We start from the raw sequence: 23,044 nt of genomic DNA, 5'->3' as shown, positions 1-23,044 counted from the left end.
GGGTGCCAGGGCTTCGGGCATTGCGCTTGGGTGGCTGCCCGCCGGAAAGCCATGCTCTCCGGCGCGATCCGGCATCAGCGAGCACCAGCGAACGGGAGGTCCAGGACCCTCAGGGTCCTGGCGGATAGGGGGTCCGGGGGAAAGGCGGAGCCTTGCCCCCGGGGACAGCGCAACGCCGGAACGGGAGGCACCGGCCGCGGTGCCCAGGGGCAGCCGTCCCTCCGGATCAGCCGATCGCCGCGACGATCTCGCCCACCATCGGCTTGAGGTGGAAGTTCTCGCCCGGCTGCATGGCGACATGGCCGCCAGCCTCTTCCACCGCCCGCGCCACCAGCGGGCCCACGGCGGCGATGCGGGTGCGGGCCAGGGCCTCGGCCAGCAGCGCTTCCTCGCCGCTGGCCTTCGCCACCTCGCGCAGGCGCCGCACCTGGGGGGAGGAGGTGAAGGCGATCAGGTCCACCGCCCCCGCCGCCATCTCGCGGATCACCGCCAGGACACGCCTGTCATCCTCCTTCGAGGCATAGGCATAGGGCACGACCGGATCGGGCCGGGCGCCACGGTCACGCAGGAAGCCCAGCAGCGCCTCGTTGGGATTGTCGGGATAGAGCTGCACCGCCACGCGCCGCCCCTCCAGCGGCAGGGGCTCCAGCGCGGCCATCACCCCGGCCGTGGTGGGCGTGGCCGCGGAGATGTCGGGCCCCAGGCCCAGGCTTCGCAGACGGGCCGTCGGCTTCGGCCCGCGCACGATGCGGCGCACCCCGGGCAGCGCGGCACGGAAGCCCTCCGTCAGCCCGGACCGTTCCGCCACACCCAGCAGGCGCGACAGTCCCTCTCCGGTCAACAGGATCAGGTCGTCCGGTGGCGTGTCGATGAAGCGCCGCAGCCAGGCCTCGGCAGGCGCCGTGTCCTCCAGGTCGAGGATGGCGACCAGCGGGCAGCGCAGCACCGAGGCGCCCTGGCGCTCCAGCATCCGGGACATGGTCTCCAGCTCGCGCGTTTCGGGCACCGCGACGCGGCGGCCGGCCAGCGGCCCGGCCACGCCCTGGTTCCCCGCCTCGCCGTCCACAGGGCTGTTCATGGGCTCTTCCTTCATTCCTCGTCGGGTGTTCCGCATCGGGGTGGTGCCCTGGTGAGGCGGCGAAACCCGGGCCGGACACGAACGTTTGGAGAACAATCAACACGAGGATGCCAGATCCATGGCTCAGAAGCACGGTCCACACGCCGAAGCCGCCCAAAATGCGGCCCAGGAAGCGGCGGAGAATCCCAAGACGGATCCCGATCCCGGCTCCAACACGGTAAAGGACCCGGACAACTGGACCACCGGCGACGAGGCGATGACCGGCGCCCAGGCGAGCTATCTCAAGACGCTGAGCGAGGAGGCGGGCGAGGAGTTCGACCCGAAGCTCAGCAAGGCGGACGCCTCGAAGCGGATCGATGCCTTGCAGGCCAAGACCGGACGCGGCCGCGACCATTAGGGCGGATCGCCGCGGGGCGGCATGGAGCGGGGGAAACTGGCCCACGCCCCGTCCTCGCCTCGGGGGGACCACAGCGCCCCAGGCGCCCAGACTAGCCTCGCCGCAGGCCCAGCTTCTCCGCCGCCTGCGCCACGCAGAGTTCGAATACGTCCAGCGCATCGAAGGCCCGGTCCCGCCCATCCGGCGGCAGCACCATCGGCAGCCCACCGCCATCCAGCACCGCGCCAGGGATCATCAGGTTGTCGGGCGCCCCGAAGCCCTCGATGGTGATGCCCTCCAGCGGGTCCGGCAGCGCCGCGACCTGTGTGCGGCTGCGCGTCTCGAACAGGCTGGCGCTGTTCGAATAGCCGAAGATCGGTTTGCCGCGCCCCAGGAACCAGCCGATCTCCACCAGCGTGCCCGAATCGGCGGAAGGACCGCGGAAGGGCGTGAGGTTCGCGATCACGATGTCGCATTCCTCCATCATCGCCACATCCTTGCGATAGATGCCGAGCCAGGTTGTCTCGGCCGCCAGCCCTTCCGCATCCTCGTTCAGCGGCGGGCGCCCGGCGATGCCATAGCGGGCGCAGATCTCGGTCTTGCGGCGCGCATGCTCACGCGCCTTCGGCAGGAACACGTCCGGCCCGGCCAGATAGGCCCTCATCCCGCATTCTCCCTCGGCTGTCCCGCCCTTCTGTCGCGCGGGCGCCGCCCGGCGTCCAGGGGATCGGTCCTCCTTCGGTGAAGGCCGCCGCCTTCCCCCTCTGGGTGCCGCCCCGGCGGAAGGGCACTCCGCCCCGTCCCGGACCCGGTGGCCGCGAGCCGCCTTGCCGCGAGCCCTGCACCGGTGCCATTGATCCTGGATGGCCCCCCGCACCCGCGCCTTCCCGGCATCCGCACCGCTTGGCCTGGCCCTGCTGCTGGCCGCCTGCGCCACGCCGCAGCCGCCGATCGTGCCGGGCCAGCCCTTGCCGCCGCAGGAGCCGGTTTCGGTGCAGGTCACGGACGAGCCGGGCCAGCCCTTCCTGGTCTACAGCGTCACTCCCAGGATCGAGGAATACCCGGACGGCCCACCCCTGCCCCGCGTCCTGACCGCGCTGGGCGCCGGGCGGGCGAGGCAGGACGCACGGGAAAGGGTCTTCCGCGCCACGGTGGAGGTGACCTATGCCGGCCCGGGGCGACAGCGCTTCGACAGCATCAGCATCGCCAACCATCCCCCCGCCCCGATCCGGGAGATCGACCACACGCTGCGCTGCGGCCAGGGCCCCTCGGGGCGGAGCTGCCTCTACACGGAAACCGTGGCCAGCTTCATCCCGGAGGTGGACCTGCGGGCGGCCGCGGCGGTGAACCAGCCGCTGCGCTTCCGGCTCAACGGCCCGCGGCCGATCGTGGTCTCGCTGCCGCCCGACCGGGTCCGCGCCCTGCTCGCCAGGATGGGTGCCGCCGGGACCTGATACGGGTGCCGGCCTTCCCGGGCCGCATCGCGCTTCGTGGCGGGCCGCCGGGGACAGGGCGGTGCCAGACGGGACATACGCCCCGCCTTGGCCCCGGTTGGTTCAGAACTCGGCTTCCAGGTCCAGCTCCGTGACATGCTCGGGCTCGGCCTTCGCTGCGGCGACCCACTCGGCCATGTCCGGCCAGGACATGATGGTGTCGGCATAGCGGGCCGCGGCGCCGTCCAGGCGGACGCCATAGGTCAGGAAGCGTGTCACCACCGGCGCGTACATGGCATCGGCGATTCCGGGCCGAGCGCCGAAGAGCCAGGGCCCGCCCCATTTTTCCAGGCACTCGTTCCAGATCGTCAGGATCCGATCGATATCGGCCTTCGGCCCCGACCACAGCGTGAAGTCCGGCACATGCGCCCGCAGGTTCATCGGCAGCGAGGAGCGCAGCGCCGAGAAGCCGGAATGCATCTCCCCCGAGATCGAGCGGCTGCGTGCCCGCGCCGCCCGGTTCTCCGGCAGCAGACCAGCCTTGGGGAAGGTCTCGTTCAGGTATTCGGCGATGGCCAGCGTGTCCCAGACCGTGACCTCGCCATGGATCAGGCAGGGCAGCAGGATGGAGGAGGAGCGCATCAGCAGTTCCGCCCGGGCCACAGGATCGTCCGCCGCCGCAACGGAAACCTCGACCTCCAGCCCCGCCAGGCGGCAGAGTAGCCAGCCGCGCAGCGACCAGGAGGAATAGTTGCGACTGCTGATCAGCAATCTGGCATCCGCCATGGCACCCGGCCTCCGGTCCTGAATCCGACACCACACAGCTTAGGCACTTCGGCACCGCCAGGGAATCGCGCACTTCCCAGGGCCGACAGCACCGGCCGCAACCGGCCCCGCCCCGCGTTCCGTTCCGCCGGGATGCGTTTCGCCTGGGCGTTCCGGTGCGGCTGCTATATGCTGCGTCGCAGCAAACCCTTCCGGCGGGTGCAGCCTGCCCCGGCCCGGCCCATGGTCCAGCGCGGAGACCGATCGGACCCATGAACTACGCGCTCTACCAGTTCGGGACCGATCTCCTTGCCCCTTGGCAGGGCCTCGCCCATGGGCTGGCGCCGCTGCTGCGCCCGCTGCATCCGCTGCAGCCGGGGGCACCCCTGCTTCGCCGCGCCTCGGCGGCGCTGGAGGTCCTGTCCGAGCTCCGCGTCACCCACAAGCGCCCGGCCTTCCACCTCGCTCCCGTCCGGGCCGGCAATGCCCTGGTGGCGATCGAAGAGGAGGAGGTCTTCGCCACCCCCTTCGGCCGGCTGCTGCATCTCCGCAAGGACAGCGACCTGCCGCAGCCCCGCGTGCTGGTGGTGGCGCCGATGTCTGGGCATTTCGCCACCCTGCTGCGCGGCACGGTGCAGGTGTTGCTGCAGGACCACGACGTCTACATCACCGACTGGGCCAATGCCCGCGACGTGCCGCTGGAAGCCGGGCGCTTCGACCTCGACGACTGCATCGAACATATCATCCGCTTCCTGGAGGAGATGGGCGGCGAGGAGCGTGCGCCCACCCATGTCCTGGCCGTCTGCCAGCCGGCGGTGCCGGTGCTGGCCGCCGTCGCGGTCATGGCGCAGGCCCGCAACCGGCACCAGCCGCGCTCCATGACGCTGATGGCCGGACCGATCGACACGCGGCGGAATCCCACCGGGGTCAACCGCCTCGCCCAGTCCAGGCCGATCGAGTGGTTCGAGCGCAGCCTGATCGACACCGTGCCCTGGCGCTTCGCCGGGCATGGGCGGCGCGTCTATCCCGGCACGACCCAGCTCAGCGCCTTCATGTCGATGAACCTGCACCGGCACGCCCGCGCCTTCGCCACGCAGTACGAGAACATCGCCGCCGGGGCGCTGGCCGCGATCGAGGCGCACAGGCGCTTCTACGAGGAGTATTTCGCGGTGATGGACCTCACCGCCGAATTCTACCTGCAGACCGTCCGTTCCGCCTTCCAGGAGAACGAGCTGCCGCGCGGCACCATGCAGTGGCGCGGCAGGAAGGTGCGGCCGGAGGCGATCCGCCGCACCGCCCTGTTGACCGTGGAAGGCGAGAACGACGACATCTGCGGCATCGGCCAGACCATGGCGGCGCTGGACCTGTGCAGCGGCATCCCCGTGACGATGAAGCGCCACCACCTGCAGACCGGCGTCGGCCATTACGGCGTCTTCAACGGCCGCCGCTGGGCGAACGAGATCTATCCGGTGGTGCGCGAGATGATCCAGACGACGAACTGACGCCGGGCACCGCCCGCGCCACGGCGATGCGGGCCGGGAGGAGGTGCGAGGTTCACAGGAGCAGCCGCCCCTCCACCTCCGTATCCAACGGCCGGATCGGGCGGGCCACCCTCGACCAGGGATAGCGGCGGTAATCCGTGGCCAGGAGCCCGTCGCCGGTCGCGTAGAGCACCGTGGCTGAGATCGGCGCGAAGGACGCATGGAAATGCTGGTTGGACTTCACCACCAGCAGCCGCTCGCCGAGCGGGTCGATTCCCATGTTCGAGAAAAGGTCATGGCCCATCGCCTGGCGGCGCCGGGACGTCAGCACGGCACCAACCCCTGTCGCGGTGCGTATCCCGACGGCATCCCCGAGATCGACCGGCCCGCCGGCAAAGCTCTGATATGCCTCGGGAACGCAGGACAGGACCTCCACCTCCGCATCCAGCGGCTGCCCCGAGGCCCAGCAGGCCTTGCCTCCGATCCGCAGGCGCATCCTCGCGCCGGGCCCGGCGTCGAAGGCCAGGCGGACCGCAAGCGGATCCCAGATCGGTCCGACCGAGGCACCAGCGATGCCACCCTCGGTCAGCAGGCGCAGGAATGTGGTGTTGTCCGACGGAGCACCGCCGCCGGCATTGTCCGAGGTATCGGCAATGGTCACGGGCGCTTCCGCCGTCGCGGCAAGCCGCAGCCCCTCGGCGACCGCTTCCGCCGGCTCCAGGAAGCGCTTCGCGGGGTGGGCATGAATCGCGGCCATGGCCTCGCCGAACTCGCGGGCCAGGCGGTCGCCCACAGGCTTGGCATCATCCGTGACGACCAGCACCCGCGCGCCGCTCTCCGGCACGTCGCCCGAAGGGAAGCCATGGCCCAGCGAAATGGAAAGCACGCCCGCCCGGCCTTCCAGCGCCATCGCGCGGTCGACCAGCCCGCGCATCGGCTGTTCGGTGGTGGGAAAGGAGGCGATCAGCCGGCAGTCCCAGAGCGACATCACCGGGCGGATCTGCCCGCGCAGGGTCGCCAGGACCAGGTCGAGCAGTTCCTCGCCACGCTCGACGAAATCGGTGTGCGGGTACTCCTTGTACAGGACGATGATGTCCGCGATCTCGCAGCGCCGGACGGTGAGGTGGCAATGCGGGTCGAGCTCGACGCCGATCACCGCCTCCGGACCGACCATGCGGCGGACATGCTCCAGCAGGTCGGCTTCGCAGTCGTCATAGTTCTGCGCCACCATCGCGCCGTGCAGGCCGAGCACCACGGCATCGACGGGCAGCGCTGCACGAAGCTGCGCCAGGATCTCCTCACGCATCCGCTCATAGGCGCTGCGGCCGGCCATCCCGCCTGGCATGGCCCAGAAGCAGGAACCAGGGATGAATTCGTACCCGTCGGCCGCCGCACGGCGACGGGTCACCCAGAAGGCGGCCGTCTGCATGGTCGGCTCAGCCGGATGCTCGCCAGGCCGCCAGGCCTGCTGGTCCAGGAAGTTCCGGTAGCTCGTCGGCATCGGCGAGAAGGTATTGGTTTCCAGGGCCAGACAAGCGGAGAAGATGCGCATGGCGAATCCTCGGGCGGAGATACACGGCGCGGCATGATCCCAGGCCATCGCCCGGATATACCATAGTGCAGGGACGCCATTTCCGTCCGTCGCGGCCCTCTTCCGCCAGATCGGCCGCCAGTCCTGTCCCCAGGGAGAGACTCGCCTCATGCTGGACCGGTATCGCCCCGGTTTTTCCTCCGCTCCCTCTGCGGACGCTTCCGCCGGATCCTTCCTGGCCCGAATCTCGACCAACCCGGTCAACGCCGCGCTGCTGGAGCGCCTGCCGGCGCTGGGCCTGCCGCAGGGTTTCCTGACGGCGGGCTGCCTGTTCCAGGCCGTCTGGAACCATCGCTCCGGCCAGCCCGCCGGCCAGGGCGTCAAGGACTACGACGTCTTCTACTTCGACGACCGGGACCTGTCCTGGGAGGCCGAGGACGCCGTGATCCGGCGCGTCGCGGAGGCCACGCGCGACCTGCACGACGGGATGGGCGCGGTGATCGAGGTGAAGAACCAGGCCCGCGTGCATCTCTGGTACGAGCAGCGCTTCGGCTCGCCCTATCCCCGCCTGACCTCGGCCCGCGACGGGATCGGCCGCTACCTCGTCGCCTGCACCTGCATCGGCATCGAGGCCGCCACGGGCGCGGTCCACGCCCCCGACGGCTTCGGCGACCTGGAGGCCGGCATCCTGCGCATGAACCCGCTGAGCGGGAACCGGCACGACCTGTTCCGGCGCAAGGCGGAATCCTACCGCGCCCGCTGGCCCTGGCTGAGCATCGCCGAGCCGGGCCCAAAGGGAGGCCCGCTCACCCCATGAAGCTCCCGGGCCCGAAACTGTCCGGCAGCAACTCGCCCAGGCGCCGCAGCAGCACGGTCTTCCCCGCCGCATCCACCATCCGCACGGTGGTCTCCGCCGTGCCGAATTCCCGCAGCTTCTGCCGGCAGCCGCCGCAGGGGGTGCAGGGCTCCTTCGCCTCGGCGGCCACCACCACCTCGGCGATGCGCCGGCTGCCATCGCCCATCACCATGGCGGCGATCGCCCCGGCCTCGGCGCAGGTGCCCTCGGGGAAGGCGGCGTTCTCGACATTGCAGCCGGCGAAGACGGCGCCGTCCTCCGTCCGCAGCGCGGCGCCGACCTGGAAGCGGGAATAGGGCGCATAGGCCCGCCCCCGCGCCGCCAGCGCCGCCGATACCAGATCATCGGGACCGGACATGCTCAGCGTTCCTTCACATAGGGCGTCCCGCTCGCCTTCGGGGGCACGGAACGCCCGACGAAGCCGGCCAGCAGGATCACCGTCAGCAGATAGGGAAGCGCCTGCACCGCCTGCACCGGGAAACTGCCGATCAGCGGCACCGGCACGCCCTGGAGGCGGATCGCCACCGCATCCAGCAGACCGAAGCCCAGGCAGGTGAGCAGGATCGGCCACGGCCGCCACTTGCCCAGGATCAGCGCCGCGAGCGCGATGAAGCCCCGCCCCGCCACCATGTCGCGCACGAAGCCCGCCCCCTGCGCGGTGGCGATCGTCGCCCCGGCGATGCCGCAGAGCAGCGCCGCGATGACCACCCCGGCATAGCGCAGCCCGGACACCGAGATCCCCGCCGTGTCCACCGCCGCCGGGTTCTCCCCCGCCGCGCGCAGCCGCAGCCCGAAGCGCGTTCGCCCCAGCACCCAGGCGGAAAGCGGCACCAGCAGCAGGGCGAGATAGGTCGGCAGGGTCTGCCCGCTGACCACCACGGCATAGAATCGCCCCAGCACCGGCACATCCGCCAGCGCCGCCGCCCCCGGCAGGGCGATGCCCAGGAAGCGTCCCGAGGCCGGCAGCGGCGGCGTCTGCCCGCCCTGCCGGAACCATGCCAGCGCCAGCACCGCCGTCAGCCCCGAGGCCAGGATGTTGATCGCCATGCCGGAGACCACCTGGTTGCCGCGCAGGGTGATGCAGGCCCAGCCATGCACCAGCCCCAGCGCCAGCGAGGCCGCCATGGCCACCAGCAGGCCCAGCAGCACGTCCCCCGTCACCGCCGCCGTGGCGGCGGCGGCGAAGGCGCCGACCAGCATCTTGCCCTCCAGCCCGACATCCACGATGCCCGAGCGTTCGGTGAACAGCCCCGCCAGCGCGGCCAGGATCAGCGGCGCCGCGGTGCGCAGCGTCGCCGCCAGCATGGAGAGGACCAGTTCCTCCATCAGAGCTCCCCCATCAGGCGCGCTCCGCCGGAAGGGCCGCGCGCGGCGCCAGCAGACGCGCCAGGGCCGGGCGGAACAGGTTGCCCAGCGCCCCGGTGAAGAGGATCACGAGGCCCTGGATCATGATCACCATCTGCGCCGGCACCTCCGGCATCTCGAAGGCCAGCTCCGCCCCGCCCTGGGTCAGCGCGCCGAAGAGCAGCGCCGCCAGCACCACGCCGAAGGGATGGTTGCGCCCCATCAGCGCCACCGCGATGCCGGTGAAGCCGTAGCCGCCGGTGAAGCCGATCAGCAGCTTGTGCTGCGCCCCCAGCAGCTCGTTCACCGCGACGCCCGAGGCCAGCGCGCCGGACAGCGCCATGACCAGCACGATCTGCCGCCGGGCATCGATGCCCGCATAGGCGGCCACGGCGGGGCTGACGCCCGAGACCCGCACGCCGTAGCCCCAGGGGGTGCGCCAGACCAGCAGCCAGACCGCCAGCGCGCAGAGCGCCGCCAGCGGCAGGGCGAGGTTCACCGGCACGTCGGGCGAGAAGCCGAGGAAGCCCAGCTTGGGAAGCCAGGCCGCCTGGGTGAACTCGCGCGTTTCCGGCGCCATGGAACCAGGCGCGATCAGCACGTCCACGATCAGGTAGACCATCAGCGAGGCGGCCAGGAAGTTGAACATGATGGTGGTGATAACGATGTGGCTGCCGCGATAGGCCTGCAGCCAGCCCGGCACCGCGCCCCAGGCGCCCCCGAAGGCCGTGCCCGCCAGGATCGCCACGGGGACCAGCAGCGGCGTGGGCAGGAATTCCAGGTTCAGCGCCGCCAGCGACACGCCCAGCCCGGCGATATAGGCCTGCCCCTCGCCCCCGATGTTGAACAGCCCGCACTGGAAGGCCAGCGCCACCGCCAGCCCGGCGAAGACCATGTCGGTCGTGTAGTAGAGCGTGTAGCCCAGCGCGTCGAAGGAGCCGAGGCTGCCCAGCACCAGCGCCCGCAGTGCCTCCAGCGGTGGCTGCCCCACCGCCAGGATTACCCCCGCCGTCACCAGCAGCGCCAGGAACAGGTTCACCAGCGGCAGCAGCACCAGATCCGCCCAGCGCGGCAGTTCCGCCGCCGTGCCTCCGCTCATGCCGTTCCTCCGGTCCCCATGCCCCGCGCGCCGTCCCCGCGCGCGGCGCCCGCCATCATCAGGCCGAGCACCGCCTCGTCGGCTTCCGCCGCCGGCAGCTCGCCCATCACCCGCCCGCCGCACATCACCAGGATGCGGTCCGACAGGCGCAGGACCTCGTCCAGCTCCACCGAGACCAGCAGCACCGCCTTGCCCGCCGCCCGCGCCGCCAGCAGCCGCGCGTGGATCGCGTCGATGCCGCCGATATCCACCCCGCGCGTCGGCTGCCCGACCAGGATCAGCTCCGGGTCGCGCCCGATCTCGCGCCCCATGATCAGCTTCTGCTGGTTGCCGCCGGAAAAGAGCGCGGAACGCAGCCGCGGCGCCACCGGCCGCACGTCGTGCTCGCGCATCAGCCGCTCCGCATGGGCCTCGATCCGCGCCGGGTCCAGCAGCCCGGCGCGGCGCCAGGCGGGATCGTGCTCATAGCCCAGGATCGCGGAATCCATCGCCGGAAAGCTGCGCACCAGCCCGGTCTTCAGCCGGTCCTCCGGCACATGCGCCACGCGGCGGCGGCGCATCTCCGCCGGGCCGGGCATCGCGCCGGGAAAGATGTCCTTTCCCCGCAGCCGAATGCGCCCCGAGCCCGGCACACGCATCCCGGCCAGCACCTCCAGCAGCTCGCTCTGCCCGTTGCCCGCCACCCCCGCGACGCCGAGGATCTCGCCGCCACGCAGGGCGAAGCTGACATCGGCGAGGCGCTCCACCCCGGCGGCATCGCGCAGGCCCAGCCCCTCGACCTCCAGCAGCAGCGGCCCCGGCCGCGCCGGCGGCTTGGAACGGTCGCGCCGCAGCCGGCGCCCGATCATCAGCTCGCCCAGCTCCTCCACCGAGGTCTCTGCCGTGGTCCGGTGCGCCACCATCTCCCCAGCCCGCATCACCGAGACGCGGTCGGTGACCGCCATGATCTCGCGCAGCTTGTGGGTGATCAGCAGCACCGTCTTGCCCTGGCTCCGCAGCGCACGGAGCACGCGGAACAGGTCGTCCGCCTCCTGCGGCGTCAGCACGCCGGTCGGCTCGTCGAGGATCAGCACCTCGGCGCCACGGTACAGCGCCTTGAGGATCTCCACCCGCTGCTGCGCCCCCACCGGCAGATCGCCGACCAGCGCGTCCGGATCGACCGAGAGCCCGTATTCCGTGGCGAGCCGCCCCAGCTCCGCCCGCGCCCTGGCCCGACCCTTCGCCAGCAGGGCGCCGCCCTCGGCGCCGAGCATGACGTTCTCCAGCACGGTGAAGCTCTCCACCAGCATGAAGTGCTGGTGCACCATCTCGATGCCGAGGGCGATGGCATCGGCGCTGGTGGCGATCCGCACCTCCCGCCCGCCGACCAGGATGTGGCCGGAATCGGCGGTGTAGAAGCCGTTCAGGATCGACATCAGCGTCGATTTCCCGGCCCCGTTCTCGCCGATGATGCCGTGGATCTCGCCGCGGTGGACAGTGAGGTCCACCGCCCGGTTCGCCTGCACCGCGCCAAAGCGCTTGCTGATCGCCACCAGCTCGATGGCGGGCGCCCCAGGAATTCTCCTGGAAATTCCCCCGGAGACTCTCCCGGGCGCGGCCCCGGCCATCGTCCCGGGGCGGTCCCCGCTCAGTTCGGGCACGAATTGTCGGTCATGTAGTCATGGACCTTGATCTTGCCGGCCACGATGTCCTGCCGCGCCTGGTCCACCTTCGCGCGCATCTCGGCGGTGACGATCTTCGCGTTGTTGTCGTCGAAGGCGAGCGAGATGCCGTCATCCTCCAGCCCCAGCACGCGCGTGCCGGGCTTGAAGCGGCCCTCACGCGCCTCCTGAAAGGCCTTCTGCACCGCGACGTCGAGGCGCTTGACCATGCTGGTCAGCACATGGCCCGGATGCAGGTGGTTCTGGTTGGAATCCACGCCGATGCCGTACTTGCCCGCATCCGCGGCGGCCTGCAGCACGCCGAGGCCGGTGGCGCCGGCGGCCTGGAAGATTACGTCCGCGCCGCGCTCGATCTGCGAGCGCGTGAGTTCCGCGCCGCGCACCGGGTCGTTCCAGGCGGTGGGCGTGGAGCCGGTCATGTTCTGGAACACCTCGGCCTTCGGGTTCGCCGCCCGGGCGCCCTGCCCATAGCCGCAGGCGAACTTCCGGATCAGCGGCACGTCCATGCCGCCGACGAAGCCGACCTTGCCGGTGCCCGAGCGCAGCGCCGCCAGCATGCCGGCGAGGTAGGAACCCTGCTCCTCGCGGAAGACGATCGACTGCACGTTCGGCGCCTCGACCACCGTGTCGAGGATCACGAAATGCAGCTTCGGGAACTCGGCCGAGACGGTCTTGAGCGCGCTCGCCTGGTTGAAGCCCACCGCCACGATCGGCGTCTGGCCGCGGCGCGCCAGGTTGCGCAGCGCCTGCTCCCGCTGCGTGTCGTTCTGCGGCTCGAACTCCCGCACCTCGATGCCCGTCTCCTTGGTGAAGGCCTGGGCGCCGTTATGGACGGATTCATTGAACGACTTGTCGAACTTGCCGCCCATGTCGAAGACGATGGCGGGCTTGATCTCCTCGGCCAGCGCCAGCACGGGAAGCGCGGCCATCACGGGAAGGGCGCAGAGCGCGCTCAGCAGCAGGCGTCGCATGGGCAGGGTCCTCGCTCGTTCGGGCGGGTTCATGGGAAACAGGACATGGCCGGGGCGCGAGGGCCGGGCGCCCCCCGTCCCCGCGGTGGCGGCGGGCACCGCGTCCGGGCCGCCGCGTCCAGGCGAAAGGGCGCTCAGCCGAAGGAGACCCGGAACTTCGCGAAGCCGCCCGGTGCATCGCCCAGCGGCTCCGCCTTCAGCCCCGCCGGCAGCGCGACCTTGGCCGCCGCCGGGGAGGTGACGTAGGAGACCACGGCATTCGCCGGCAGCGGCACGATGGACCAGTTTCCGTCGGCCTTCGGGTCCACGCTCTTCTGCTCGACGATATAGCGCACGATCACGTCGCGGTTCAGGTCCGGCGCGTCGAGCACGATGGTCTTGCCGTCCGCCCCGGGGAAGTTTCCGCCGCCCCCGGCGCGATAGTTGTTGGTGGCGACCAGGAACTCGGCCGTCTCGTCCACCGGCTGGCCGTCGAAGCGCAGGTCCCGGATGCGGTGCGCGCCGGGCGCCACCAGCTTCCCGTCGTTGTCGTAGCGTGATTCCTGCGTCACATCGATGCGATAGGTCACGCCGTCGATCACATCGAAGTTGTAGGATGGGAACTTCGCGTTGATCAGCTCCTGCTCGGCCGTCGAGGACGGGTCGATCCGGTTGAAGATGCCCGCCGAACGCTCCAGCCATTCCCGCACCTGCGCGCCGGTGACCTTCACCACGCGCACGGTGTTCGGATAGAGGTAGATATCCGCCATGTCCTTGATGGCGAGCGGCCCCGGCTTCACGTCGGTGTAGTAGTCCGGCCCCGAGCGCCCGCCCGCCTTGAAGGGCGCCGCGGCGGAGAGCAGCGGCAGCTTGTCCAGCCCCGACCCGGCGGCGATACCGCGGATGTACCAGGTCTGCGCGTTGCTCACGATCTGCACCGAGGGATCGTCGGCCACCAGCGCCCAGTAGCTGTTGATCGGCGCCTTGGTCTCGCCCACCGGCTGGCGCACATAGGCGAGCGTCGCCTCGTGCTCCGCCTTCGCCGCCTCCAGCACCACAGGCGCCGCCGTGGTCAGGGCCACGATGCTGCGGTCCGGCTTGCGCTCGTAGATCGGCCGCGCCTCGACCTTGAAGTCCGCCACCTTCCAGACGCCGTTCCGCCCTTCGAGCTCCAGGTCGATCACGCCCAGATGGCTGCCCCAGAAGCCCGCCATCACCGCCGGCACGCCGTGCAGCGTGCCGCGCGCGGCATCCACGCCGTCGATGTTGGCGAAGTCCTTGCCGGGGAAGACGAGGTGCTGGTGCCCGGTGAGGATCGCGTCGATGCCCGGCACCTTCGCCAGGTGCAGCGCCGCGTTCTCGTCGCCCTTCTGGTGGTCGCCGCCGGCGATGCCGGAATGGCACAGCGCCACCAGCAGGTCGCATTGCCGCCGCAGCTCCGGCACGTAGCGCACCGCCGCGTCCACGATGTCGAGCGTGGTCGCCTTGCCGTCGAGGTTGGCCTTGTCCCATTGCGTGATCTGCGGCGGCACGAAGCCGATCACGCCGATCCGCAGCAGGCGCCGCCCCCCCTTCTCGTCCACCATCTCGCGCTCGAAGACGCGGGTGGGGGCGACCAGCGGCGAACCATCGGCCTTGAACACGTTGGCGCAGACGCTGGGAAAGTTCTGCCCCGCCAGCGAGGTGCCCAGATAGTCCAGCCCGTAGTTGAACTCGTGGTTGCCCAGCGTGCCGCAGAGATAGTCCAGCCTGTTCATCGCGGCGATGATCGGATGCACCTGCCCCGGCTTCAGCCCGTGGCTATAGGCCATGTAGTCGCCCATCGGGCTGCCCTGGATCACGTCGCCATTGTCGAAGAGCAGGCTGTTCCTCGCCTCGGCCCGGGCCGCCGCGATCAGCGTCGCCGTCTTGGCCAGGCCCACCGTGTCGTCCGTCCGGTCCCGGTAGTAGTCATAGGGATAGACGTTCACATGCAGGTCGGTGGTTTCCAGCAGGCGCAGCCTGATCCGCGTCGGCTCCGTCACCGTGCCGGTGGTGCCAGCACTGGTCTGGGCCAGGGCCCCGGGAGCGATCGCCGCCGGGGCGGCCACCGTGGCGGCTCCCGCCAGCAGCAGGGAACGGCGGGAGAAGGGAGGAAGGCTCATGGGCACCTTGGGGTCCGTGCGGCGGCGCTAGTCTTCCCCTGCCACCGCGCGGCGATCAATCCCCGTCCCCGCTCACATTGGCCGGGCCACCACCCGGCCAGCGGACACGTGCCCTCAGAAGAAGCGTACCAGCCCGCGTTGGAGGCGATGTTCGGCCTGTTCCAGGTCTTCGGGGGTGGAGAGATGGAACCACACCCCGTCATGCACCAGGGCGAAGGCGCGCCCCGCCGCGATCGCCTTGTCGTAGAGGCGGTTCATGGACCAGGCCCCTTCCGGCGCGCCATCGAAGAGGCGGGGGTGCAGCACCTGCACCCCGGCATAGGTATAGGGCACCACCTCCCGCTCCTTCGGCCGTCGGATGCGCCCCAGCGGGTCCAGCGCGAAATCGCCGCGCCCGACATCGCCCTCCACCGTGGCGGCGCGCGCGACCAGCAGCAGCACGTCCATGGCCTCCGGATCGAAGGCCGCGAAGAGCCGCCGCAGCGCCGGCACCGGCCCGTTCAGCCAGTAGGAATCCCCGTTCACCGCCACGAAGGGATCGGGCCCCAGCTTCGGCAGGGCATTGCGGATGCCGCCGCCGGTCTCCAGCAGCTCCGGCTCCACGATCACCTCGCAGGCGGGCCTGTTCCGGGTGGCGCAGGCGGCCTCGACCTGCGGCGCCAGATGGTGCGCGTTCACCACCACGCGCCCGATCCCGGCCGCGTCCAGCTGGTCGAGGATATGGTCCAGCAGGCTTTCCCCCTGCAGCCGCAGCAGCGGCTTCGGCGTGGTCTCCGTCAGCGGCCGCATCCGCGTGCCAAGCCCGGCGGCCAGCACCATCCCGGTGCGCGGGCTGACACCCGGCGCCGGCAGGGTGAGGTTTGGCAGGGGGGGCTCCTGCGGGGCTGCCTTCTGGGGGGCCGGGGCGGCCGGACGGGTTGCGGAGGCGTCGTTCGGTTCGCTCACGCGGCCAATCCCTTCACGAGCCCCTCGGGGGCGGGTTCATCCGCTTCGCCAATGGCACATGCGCATCCAGGAAGGAAGCGAGCGGCCGGGCCGCCGGTTGCGCCAGCGACGCCGCCAGCAGCCGCCAGCAACGCGGCCCATGGGCGAGGTAGCGCGGCTTGCCGTCGCGGCGCGCCAGCCGTACCCAGAGCGCGGCGACGCGCAGGTGCCGCACCGCGCCATGGGCGGCCATGGCAGCCTCCAGGTCCGGCACGTCCCGCACTTGGCGATAGGCGGCGATGGCGGCCACGCGGGCCTCCGGCGCCACGTCGCGCCGGGCGTCCTCCACCAGGCTCAGCAGGTCATAGGCCGGGTGGCCCAGCGCCGCGTCCTGGAAATCCAGGATGCCCACGGCGCGCACGCCCTCCCGCCCCGGCACCGTGGTCAGGTTCGCCGGAAAATAGTCGCGGTGCACGATGCCGCGCGTGCCGGCGAAAGGATCGATCGTGTCGCAAACGGCGCGCCGGAACCCCTCGCGCTGCGCCTCGGAGGGCGCCTCGCCCAGCGCCGCGGGCCACCACCAGTCCAGGAAGGTGCCCGCCGCCGCCCGGGCCATCGCCGCGCCGTCCCAGGCCGGCAGGCCCGGCGGCGGCGGCACCGCATGCAGCGCGGCCAGCGCCTCGCCTGCCGCGGCATAGAGCGGCGCCGGGGCGGCGCCGGCATCCAGCAGGTCGGCATGGGTGCGCTCGCCCAGGTCCTCCACCAGCAGCAGCCCGGCGGCCTCGTCGCGCGCCAGGATGCGTGGCACGGAAAGCCCGGCCCCGGCCAGAGGCACCTGCATCCGCAGGAAGGGATGCAGGTCCACCTCCGGCTCGGCGGAGCAGTCCATCAGCAAGACCGGCGCGGGCCCGCCGCGCAGGCGGATATAGCGCCGCCGCCCGGCATCGCCCGGCAGGGGTTCGCGCGCCGCGCCGGCGAATCCGCTCGCGGCCAGGAAGGCGTCGATGGCCGGGAAGCCGGGGGCCGGGCCGACCGGGGCAGCGGCAGCCGGGACATCGGTATCCGGGGCGGCGGCGTTCAGGGCATCCATGGTCATGGGGAAAGTCTTTCGATTCGTCCGGGCCAGCCCCGCAGCGTGGCCCGCCGCGCCTCGCCCTCCAGCGGCGTCAGGCGGATGCGCAGCGCATCCTCCGGCGCCAGATCCTCCAGCCGATCCGGCCATTCCACCAGCACCACCCCGTCGCGCGCCTCTTCCCAGCCCAGCTCCGCCACCTCATCCGCCCCGCCGAGACGGTAGAGGTCGAAGTGATGGGCCATGCGGAAGGATGCAGCGTCCGGCAACTCGTAGCCCTGCACCAGGGTGAAGGTGGGCGAAGGCACTTCCAGCCCGGGATCGCAGGCCGCCGCCCGCAGGAAGGCCCGCGCCAGGGCGGATTTCCCCGCCCCCAGGGGACCGTCCAGCAGGATGGCGTCGCCGGGCCGGGCCAGCCGGGCCAGCCGCGCCGCGAGTGCCTCGGTGGCGGCGAGGTCAGGCAGCAGGATGTCGAGGGATGAAGCAGGCGCCATACGGGCGCACCATGCCCCGGCGCATCGCGCAGGGACAAGCGGCCCCAACCAGGATTGTGCCGGGATGACACCGGCCGCGCGCCGATGGCGGGGAAGCGGTGCCGCGATGCACCACCCCTCCCCCGCGCCGGGTCTTCAGACCACCGTCAACCCGACATCCACGTTGTTGCGCGTGGCGTTGGAATAGGGGCAGATCTGGTGCGCGGCCTGCACCAGCTCCTCGGCCTTGGCGTGCTCGACGCCCGGCAGGGAGATCTTCAGGTCGGCGGTGATGCCGAAGCCGCCCTCGGAACGCGGGCCGATGCCGACCGTGGCGGTGACCTTCGCATCGTTGGGCACGCGCACGCCCACCTTGCCGCTGACCGCCTTCATGGCGCCCAGGAAACAGGCGGAATAGCCCGCGGCGAAAAGCTGCTCGGGGTTGTTGCCCTCACCGCCGGCGCCGCCCAGTTCCTTGGGCGTGCTCAGCTTCACGTCCAGCGAGCCGTCCTCGGTGGCGGCGCGGCCGTCGCGGCCCCCGGTGGCGGAGGCGGTGGTGCGGTACTTGACGTCGACGCTCATTCTCTTCTCCTCGTCGCCGCAACGCCCTTCGCGGGGCCGGCGGTCATGGAACCGTGTGCGGGAAAATGGTCAGGCCGCCCGCAAGGCATCGCGCAGGCGAACCAGGTCGTCGCGCAGCCCGCCGATCTCGGCAGGGGAACGGTCGATCGCGCAGGCCAGGCGGTAGGGGATCTCCCGCGCCTTCTCCCGCAGGGACCGGCCTGCCTCGGTCAGACGGATGCGGACCATGCGCTCGTCCGACGGATCGCGCATCCGCCCCACCAGCCCGGCCACCTCCAGCCGCTTCAGCAGCGGCGTGAGGGTGCCGGAGTCCAGGAACAGCCGCCGCCCCAGTTCCTTCACCGACAGGCCGTCCTTTTCCCAGAGCACCAGCATGGCCAGGTACTGCGGGTAGGTGAGCCCGAGCGGCTCCAGCAACGGGGCATAGGCGCGGCCGAGCGCATTCATTGCCGAATAGAGGGCAAAGCAGAGCTGGTCATCCAGCAGGGGAATGTCCTGCGTTCCGCCCGACATGCCGCACCTCCATCGAAGGATTCATTTGGAGCAATATATAGTTGTGTGCAATGAAATCTTTCTCAATGAAATGCGAGCTCTACCATCCGTGACCTGCTCCCATCTCTGCCAAGCCACACCAGAAGTCACGAATTCGTGATAATAGGTACTTAACCTCTTGATTGTGCATCGAATCGTTCTCCGGATCACCCCATGCCGCTGCTATCTTCGCAATCTCCTCTTGTTTTCAGGGATGCACTTCCCCACTCTATGGCCCATCAAGTGTTTGGTTCGGCCTGCTCTCCGAGCTCGTGACGGAGCGCCGAGCCTGGTGTCTGCATCCTTTCCAAAGGCTTGGTCCGCCGTGCATGTCTGCGCGGCGGGGATTTCTGCCAAGGATCGGAAAACACCATGGCAACCGGCACTGTTAAGTGGTTCAACGCAACTAAGGGCTATGGCTTCATCCAGCCGGATGATGGCTCCAAGGATGTGTTCGTCCACATCTCCGACGTTGAGCGCTCTGGAATCGGCAACCTGAACGAGGGCGACAAGCTCGAGTTCGAGATGCAGCGCGGCAATCAGGGCAAGGTCTCGGCCGGCAACCTGAAGCGCGCCTGAACGGGCGTGACGGGACCGCAAGGTCCCGGCGGCCACTCCCCGCATCCGCCGGCCATGCCGGCCGCGGGGATGGTGGCGGCGACGGCAGAGGGGGCTACGGCCTCCCTCCGCAACACTGGAGCGGCAACCAGCCGTGACCGAGGCTTTCCGGCCGCCGCATGTGACAGCCGTCACGCGGCCACCACGCCAACCCGGTCCCTAACGCCAACATCGTTCCAGTGACATTCTTCCAGGCGAAGGCCGCCTGATTGATCGTCTCCCCCTTTCTTGCTGGCTTCGCCCGCGATGACGGATGACGATCTTCATCATGAAGTCACCGACTTCGGGCCATTCTCCACGTTAATCTTCGAAATCAGCACCGAACGGCTCCGATCCCGGAGGCCGCGGCCAAAGGAATACCATGAATACGCCTTCTCATAATCATTCCGGCCATCTGGCCGTCACCGCCAGCCTGCCCTTCCCGGCGGCCCTGGCTTCCACCCCTTCCCTGCCGGCGCGCCCGGAGGCTTCCGGCCTGAGCAGCGAGGAAATTCGCCGCATCGTGCGCGAGATCATGGGCTGACCCTCAGCGGGTTTCCCCTCTCGCCCCGGATCTTCCCCCACCGGATCTTCCCTTAACCGGGTTTTTCGCGATCCGGGCCACCCGGCGGGCCTCGCGCCCAGCCCGGCCTTTCCCATTCCCCGCACAACGCCCCGTCCATCCCTCCCGCGCAGGCGCTAATTTCCGCCCGTCGCCGGCAGGCGGCTTTGACCGCGGCGCGCTTGCCTGTATCACCCAGCCCCGGACTGGCCCGTATCAATGGGAATTGGGGAGACAGGGATGGCCGCGCGCATCGAGACCGACGTCGCCGTCATCGGGGCAGGGCCCGCCGGCCTGTTCGCCGTGTTCGAGTGCGGCATGCTGAAGATGCGCTGTACGGTGATCGACACGCTGGATGCCATCGGCGGCCAGTGCACGGCGCTCTACCCCGAGAAGCCGATCTTCGACATTCCCGCCTTTCCCCGCATCCCGGCCGGCGAGCTGATCGACCGGCTGGAGGAACAGGCGCGCCCCTTCACCCCCACCTATCTCCTCGGCCGTCGGGTCGAGAGCCTGGTGCGGGAGGGCGAGCACCTCGTCCTCGGCACCAGCGCCGGCGACACGGTGGTGGCTAGGGCAGTGATCCTGGCCGCCGGGGCCGGCGCCTTCGGCCCCAACCGCCCGCCTTTGGCCGGGCTGGAGGGCTATGAGGCTGGCGGCGCCGTCCGCTACTTCGTCGCCCGGCGCGAGGATTTCCGCGGCAAGCGCGTGGTGATCGCCGGCGGCGGCGATTCCGCCGTGGACTGGGCCCTGTCGCTGAAGCAGGTGGCGGCCAAGGTCACCTTCGTCCACCGCCGCCCCAAGTTCCGCGCCGCGCCGGAAAGCGTCTCCCAGATGGAGGAAGCCGCCGCGCGGGGCGAGATCGAGATGGCCATCCCCTACCAGCTGCACGGGCTGAAGGGCGACGGGCGGACGCTCACCCATGTCACCCTCGCGACCCTGAAGGGGGAGGAGTGCGACGTGGAGGCCGATCACCTGTTGGCCTTCTTCGGCCTCGCCATGGAGCTCGGCCCCATCGCCGAATGGGGACTGGGGCTGGAGAAGACCCATGTCGCGGTGGACCCGGCGACGATGGAAACCAGCATCCCCGGCGTCCACGCGATCGGCGACATTGCCACCTACCCTGGCAAGCTCAAGCTGATCCTGCAGGGCTTCGCCGAGGCCGCCGTCGCCGCCCATGCCGCGCATGGCCGCGTCTTCCCTGGCGAGGCGCTGCATTTCGAGTACTCCACCAGCAAGGGTGTCGCCGCCGTTCCGGCGGAATAAGGGAGCCAGTCCTATGTCCGAAGGCCGCCTCGTCATCGGCACCAAGCGCTACTCCTCCTGGAGCCTGCGCGGCTGGCTCGGCGTGCATCTCGCCGGGCTGAAGGTGGAGGAGGTGGTGATCCCCCTCGCCGGCGGCGGCGGGACGGCGGCCATCCACGAGGCCACCCCGGCCGGGCTCGTGCCCTATCTGGAGCATCGCGGCGCCCGCATCTGGGAAAGCCTCGCCATCCTGGAATACTGCGCCGAGCAGAGCCCCGCCCTCTGGCCCGCCGACCGCGTGGCGCGCGCCCAGGCCCGCTCCGTGGCGGCGGAGATGCATGCCGGCTTCCGCGCCATGCGCATCGCCATGCCGATGAACCTGGGCCGTGACTATGCCGGCCTCGGCCGCAATCCGGAGAGCCTGGCCGACATCGCCCGGATCGAGGCGGTCTGGGCGGAATGCCTCATCGACCAGAGCGGCCCGTTCCTGTTCGGCCCCGAATTCGGTGCGGCGGATGCGATGTACGCCCCGGTGGTCGCCCGCTTCCTGACCTACAGGCCGGAACTCTCCCCCCGCTCCCTCGCCTATCTGGAGGCCGTGCGCCGCCACCCGCTGATGGAGCGCTGGTATGCCGAGGCCGCTGCCGAGCCGAAGGAATGGCTGCTGCCGAAATACGAGAACCTGGGTTGAACGGCAGCACCGGCGGTGCCGGCACCGCCTCGGACCTCGACCATATCGGCGTCTGCACCCGCGACGGCCCCGCCCTCTGGGCCCAGTGGGAGCGGCTGGGCTTCGCCCTGACCCCCATCGCCCGGCAATCCGCCCCCCGCATGCCCGGCGGTCCGGCGGAGCCGCTGGCCACCGGCAACCGCTGCGCCATGCTGCGCCGGGGCTACCTGGAACTGCTGGCGATCCTCGACCCCGCCCTGCCGGATAACGGGCTGGGGCGTTTCCTCGACCGCTACGTGGGGATGCACATCCTGGCGCTCGGCACCGGGGATGCCGCCGCCAACCTGCCGCGCCTGCGCCGCGCCGGGCTCGACATCCGCGACGTGGCGATGCTGGAACGCCCGGTGGACGATCCCGAGGGGCCCCGCGCCCGCTTCGCCCGCGTGCCGCTGCCGGATGCGCCGGAAGGCCGTGTCCAACTCATCGAGCACCTGACGCCGGAGCTTCTGTGGCAGGCACGCTGGCTCGACCACCCCAACGAGGCCGTGGCCCTGGCCGAAAGCATCCTGGTGGCCGAGAAGCCCGCCGAAAGCGCCGCGTGCCTGTCCCGCCTCGCCGGCCTGCCGCTGGAACCCGACCCGGCGGGCGGCTACGTCCTTCCCCTTGCCGAGACGCGCGTCCGCATCCTGCCGGTGGCGGCGCTGGAGACCCTGCTCCCCGGTGTGGAACCGCCCTCCCTGCCCTTCCACGCCGCCATCACCGTGCTGACCGGCGACGGCAACGCCGCCGCCCGGCGCATCCTCGCCGGCATCGCCACGGAAACCCCGCTCGGCCTCACCGTCCCGCCCGAAGCGGCCGGCGGCGTCGCCGTTGCCTTCCGCGCCGCGGACCGCCACGGATGACACAGGCCGCGGCGATCGGCCGCTCGCTGCGGACCTACTACGCCCCGGGCCGGGCGGCGGCGCTGGACGCGCATCTGCGCCGCTTCCTCGGCCCCGGCGAGCTGGGCTTCGACCTCGGCGCCCATGTCGGCGACCGCACGGCGAGCTTCCGCCGCCTCGGCGCCCGCGCCCTGGCCGTGGAGCCGCAGCCGCGCCTCGCCCGGCTGCTGCGCCTGCTCTTCCGTGCCGATCCCGGCGTCGCCGTGCTGGCCGCCCTGGTCGGCGCGGCAGAGGGCGAGGCCGAGTTGCACCTGAACAGCGCCAACCCCACCGTGGCCACCGCTTCCGCCGATTTTGTCGCCGCCGCCCGCGATGCCGAGGGCTGGGAGGGACAGCGCTGGGACGGCACGCTCCGCCGCCCGGTCACCACGCTCGATGCGCTGATCGCCCGGCACGGCCTGCCGCATTTCGCCAAGCTGGATGTCGAGGGCTACGAAGCCGAGGCCCTGGCCGGGCTGAGCCGGCCCCTGCGCGGCCTGAGCTTCGAGTTCACCACCATCCAGCGCGACGTCGCGCGCCGCTGCCTCCAACGGCTGGCGGCCCTCGGCCCCTACCGCTTCAATGCCTGTCTCGGGGAGGAAACCCGCTTCCTCTTCCCCCGGCCACGCGGCGCGGCGGAGATGGCCGGCTGGCTCGATGCCCTGCCACAGACGGCCAACAGCGGCGACATCTACGCGAGCCTGGAACCCGGGCGCCTCCTCCCTTGACCCGACTCCTCTGACCCACCGG

Annotated in this window: 25 protein-coding genes; 10 read left to right on the top strand and 15 right to left on the bottom strand. The window is 70.8% G+C overall.

Annotated features, from left to right (window positions below; all coding sequences use genetic code 11):
- Positions 1-226: 226 nt before the first annotated feature.
- Positions 227-1,078, bottom strand: coding sequence for a uroporphyrinogen-III synthase (locus tag BT98_RS0100905; RefSeq protein WP_019460248.1), 852 nt, complete (start codon positions 1,076-1,078; stop codon positions 227-229).
- A gap of 118 nt (positions 1,079-1,196) precedes the next feature.
- Here BT98_RS0100905 and BT98_RS22745 point away from each other — a divergent pair, with 118 nt between their 5' ends.
- Positions 1,197-1,475, top strand: coding sequence for a DUF3072 domain-containing protein (locus BT98_RS22745; RefSeq protein WP_019460247.1), 279 nt, complete (start codon positions 1,197-1,199; stop codon positions 1,473-1,475).
- Between the two features lie 91 nt (positions 1,476-1,566).
- Here BT98_RS22745 and BT98_RS0100895 read toward each other — a convergent pair whose 3' ends face one another.
- The gene (locus tag BT98_RS0100895) at positions 1,567-2,118 is read right to left on the bottom strand and encodes a nucleoside 2-deoxyribosyltransferase (protein ID WP_019460246.1); all 552 of its coding nucleotides are present in this window, start codon (positions 2,116-2,118) and stop codon (positions 1,567-1,569) included.
- Between the two features lie 199 nt (positions 2,119-2,317).
- On the opposite strand from BT98_RS0100895, the gene BT98_RS0100890 reads away from it, so the two are divergent.
- The gene (locus BT98_RS0100890; protein ID WP_019460245.1) at positions 2,318-2,908 is read left to right on the top strand and encodes a hypothetical protein; all 591 of its coding nucleotides are present in this window, start codon (positions 2,318-2,320) and stop codon (positions 2,906-2,908) included.
- Between the two features lie 102 nt (positions 2,909-3,010).
- On the opposite strand, the gene BT98_RS0100885 is transcribed toward BT98_RS0100890, so the two are convergent.
- The gene (locus BT98_RS0100885; RefSeq protein ID WP_226946017.1) at positions 3,011-3,658 is read right to left on the bottom strand and encodes a glutathione S-transferase; all 648 of its coding nucleotides are present in this window, start codon (positions 3,656-3,658) and stop codon (positions 3,011-3,013) included.
- Between the two features lie 266 nt (positions 3,659-3,924).
- Between BT98_RS0100885 and BT98_RS0100880 the strand changes: the two genes are divergently transcribed.
- Positions 3,925-5,154: a polyhydroxyalkanoate depolymerase gene (locus BT98_RS0100880; protein WP_019460243.1), complete on the top strand. Its 1,230-nt coding sequence runs from the start codon at positions 3,925-3,927 to the stop codon at positions 5,152-5,154.
- A gap of 52 nt (positions 5,155-5,206) precedes the next feature.
- On the opposite strand, the gene BT98_RS0100875 is transcribed toward BT98_RS0100880, so the two are convergent.
- Complete coding sequence (locus BT98_RS0100875) at positions 5,207-6,685, bottom strand: M81 family metallopeptidase (RefSeq protein ID WP_019460242.1); 1,479 nt, start codon at positions 6,683-6,685, stop codon at positions 5,207-5,209.
- 148 nt (positions 6,686-6,833) lie between these two features.
- Between BT98_RS0100875 and BT98_RS0100870 the strand changes: the two genes are divergently transcribed.
- Positions 6,834-7,481, top strand: a complete 648-nt coding sequence (locus tag BT98_RS0100870) for a nucleotidyltransferase family protein (protein ID WP_019460241.1) — start codon at positions 6,834-6,836, stop codon at positions 7,479-7,481.
- On the opposite strand, the gene cdd is transcribed toward BT98_RS0100870, so the two are convergent.
- The 11 genes from cdd to BT98_RS0100815 all read right to left on the bottom strand — a co-directional run bounded on the left by cdd (position 7,471) and on the right by BT98_RS0100815 (position 18,282).
- A complete protein-coding gene (cdd, locus tag BT98_RS0100865) occupies positions 7,471-7,878 on the bottom strand; it encodes a cytidine deaminase (RefSeq protein WP_019460240.1) in 408 nt (135 codons plus the stop codon). The two genes, BT98_RS0100870 and cdd, sit on opposite strands and share 11 nt — an antisense overlap.
- A 2-nt stretch (positions 7,879-7,880) precedes the next feature.
- Positions 7,881-8,846, bottom strand: coding sequence for an ABC transporter permease (locus tag BT98_RS0100860; protein WP_019460239.1), 966 nt, complete (start codon positions 8,844-8,846; stop codon positions 7,881-7,883).
- Between the two features lie 13 nt (positions 8,847-8,859).
- On the bottom strand, positions 8,860-9,963 hold the full coding sequence (locus BT98_RS22740) for an ABC transporter permease (protein ID WP_019460238.1): 1,104 nt from the start codon (positions 9,961-9,963) through the stop codon (positions 8,860-8,862).
- Positions 9,960-11,495, bottom strand: a complete 1,536-nt coding sequence (locus tag BT98_RS22735) for an ABC transporter ATP-binding protein (protein WP_019460237.1) — start codon at positions 11,493-11,495, stop codon at positions 9,960-9,962. Before BT98_RS22735 ends, BT98_RS22740 begins: the two co-directional genes overlap by 4 nt.
- A gap of 95 nt (positions 11,496-11,590) precedes the next feature.
- Entirely contained in the window at positions 11,591-12,595 is a 1,005-nt protein-coding gene (locus BT98_RS0100845) for a BMP family lipoprotein (protein ID WP_019460236.1), read from the bottom strand.
- A 134-nt stretch (positions 12,596-12,729) separates the two neighbouring features.
- Entirely contained in the window at positions 12,730-14,718 is a 1,989-nt protein-coding gene (locus tag BT98_RS0100840; RefSeq protein WP_019460235.1) for a bifunctional 2',3'-cyclic-nucleotide 2'-phosphodiesterase/3'-nucleotidase, read from the bottom strand.
- Between the two features lie 114 nt (positions 14,719-14,832).
- On the bottom strand, positions 14,833-15,663 hold the full coding sequence (locus BT98_RS0100835; RefSeq protein WP_019460234.1) for a nucleotidyltransferase family protein: 831 nt from the start codon (positions 15,661-15,663) through the stop codon (positions 14,833-14,835).
- Positions 15,664-15,676: 13 nt separating this feature from the next.
- On the bottom strand, positions 15,677-16,738 hold the full coding sequence (locus BT98_RS0100830; protein WP_019460233.1) for an aminoglycoside phosphotransferase family protein: 1,062 nt from the start codon (positions 16,736-16,738) through the stop codon (positions 15,677-15,679).
- Positions 16,735-17,208: a tRNA (adenosine(37)-N6)-threonylcarbamoyltransferase complex ATPase subunit type 1 TsaE gene (tsaE, locus tag BT98_RS0100825; RefSeq protein WP_019460232.1), complete on the bottom strand. Its 474-nt coding sequence runs from the start codon at positions 17,206-17,208 to the stop codon at positions 16,735-16,737. The genes BT98_RS0100830 and tsaE overlap by 4 nt, the downstream gene beginning before the upstream one ends.
- A gap of 135 nt (positions 17,209-17,343) precedes the next feature.
- Complete coding sequence (locus BT98_RS0100820; protein ID WP_019460231.1) at positions 17,344-17,769, bottom strand: organic hydroperoxide resistance protein; 426 nt, start codon at positions 17,767-17,769, stop codon at positions 17,344-17,346.
- A 69-nt stretch (positions 17,770-17,838) separates the two neighbouring features.
- Complete coding sequence (locus BT98_RS0100815) at positions 17,839-18,282, bottom strand: MarR family winged helix-turn-helix transcriptional regulator (protein WP_019460230.1); 444 nt, start codon at positions 18,280-18,282, stop codon at positions 17,839-17,841.
- Between the two features lie 390 nt (positions 18,283-18,672).
- On the opposite strand from BT98_RS0100815, the gene BT98_RS0100810 reads away from it, so the two are divergent.
- From BT98_RS0100810 to BT98_RS0100785, 6 genes are all read left to right on the top strand, one after another.
- Positions 18,673-18,879: a cold-shock protein gene (locus BT98_RS0100810; RefSeq protein ID WP_019460229.1), complete on the top strand. Its 207-nt coding sequence runs from the start codon at positions 18,673-18,675 to the stop codon at positions 18,877-18,879.
- A 400-nt stretch (positions 18,880-19,279) separates the two neighbouring features.
- On the top strand, positions 19,280-19,441 hold the full coding sequence (locus BT98_RS27065) for a hypothetical protein (RefSeq protein ID WP_019460228.1): 162 nt from the start codon (positions 19,280-19,282) through the stop codon (positions 19,439-19,441).
- A gap of 258 nt (positions 19,442-19,699) precedes the next feature.
- The gene (locus tag BT98_RS0100800; RefSeq protein WP_019460227.1) at positions 19,700-20,725 is read left to right on the top strand and encodes an NAD(P)/FAD-dependent oxidoreductase; all 1,026 of its coding nucleotides are present in this window, start codon (positions 19,700-19,702) and stop codon (positions 20,723-20,725) included.
- A gap of 13 nt (positions 20,726-20,738) precedes the next feature.
- Positions 20,739-21,395 carry a glutathione S-transferase family protein gene (locus BT98_RS0100795; protein WP_019460226.1) on the top strand — a complete coding sequence of 219 codons (657 nt, stop codon included), beginning with the start codon at positions 20,739-20,741 and terminating at the stop codon, positions 21,393-21,395.
- Complete coding sequence (locus BT98_RS0100790; RefSeq protein ID WP_019460225.1) at positions 21,392-22,276, top strand: VOC family protein; 885 nt, start codon at positions 21,392-21,394, stop codon at positions 22,274-22,276. The genes BT98_RS0100795 and BT98_RS0100790 overlap by 4 nt, the downstream gene beginning before the upstream one ends.
- Complete coding sequence (locus BT98_RS0100785) at positions 22,273-23,022, top strand: FkbM family methyltransferase (RefSeq protein ID WP_019460224.1); 750 nt, start codon at positions 22,273-22,275, stop codon at positions 23,020-23,022. Before BT98_RS0100790 ends, BT98_RS0100785 begins: the two co-directional genes overlap by 4 nt.
- Positions 23,023-23,044: the final 22 nt, after the last annotated feature.

This window comes from Roseomonas mucosa ATCC BAA-692 (assembly GCF_000622225.1).
Lineage (GTDB): Bacteria > Pseudomonadota > Alphaproteobacteria > Acetobacterales > Acetobacteraceae > Roseomonas > Roseomonas mucosa.
This window is presented reverse-complemented; position numbering and strand designations above follow the sequence as displayed.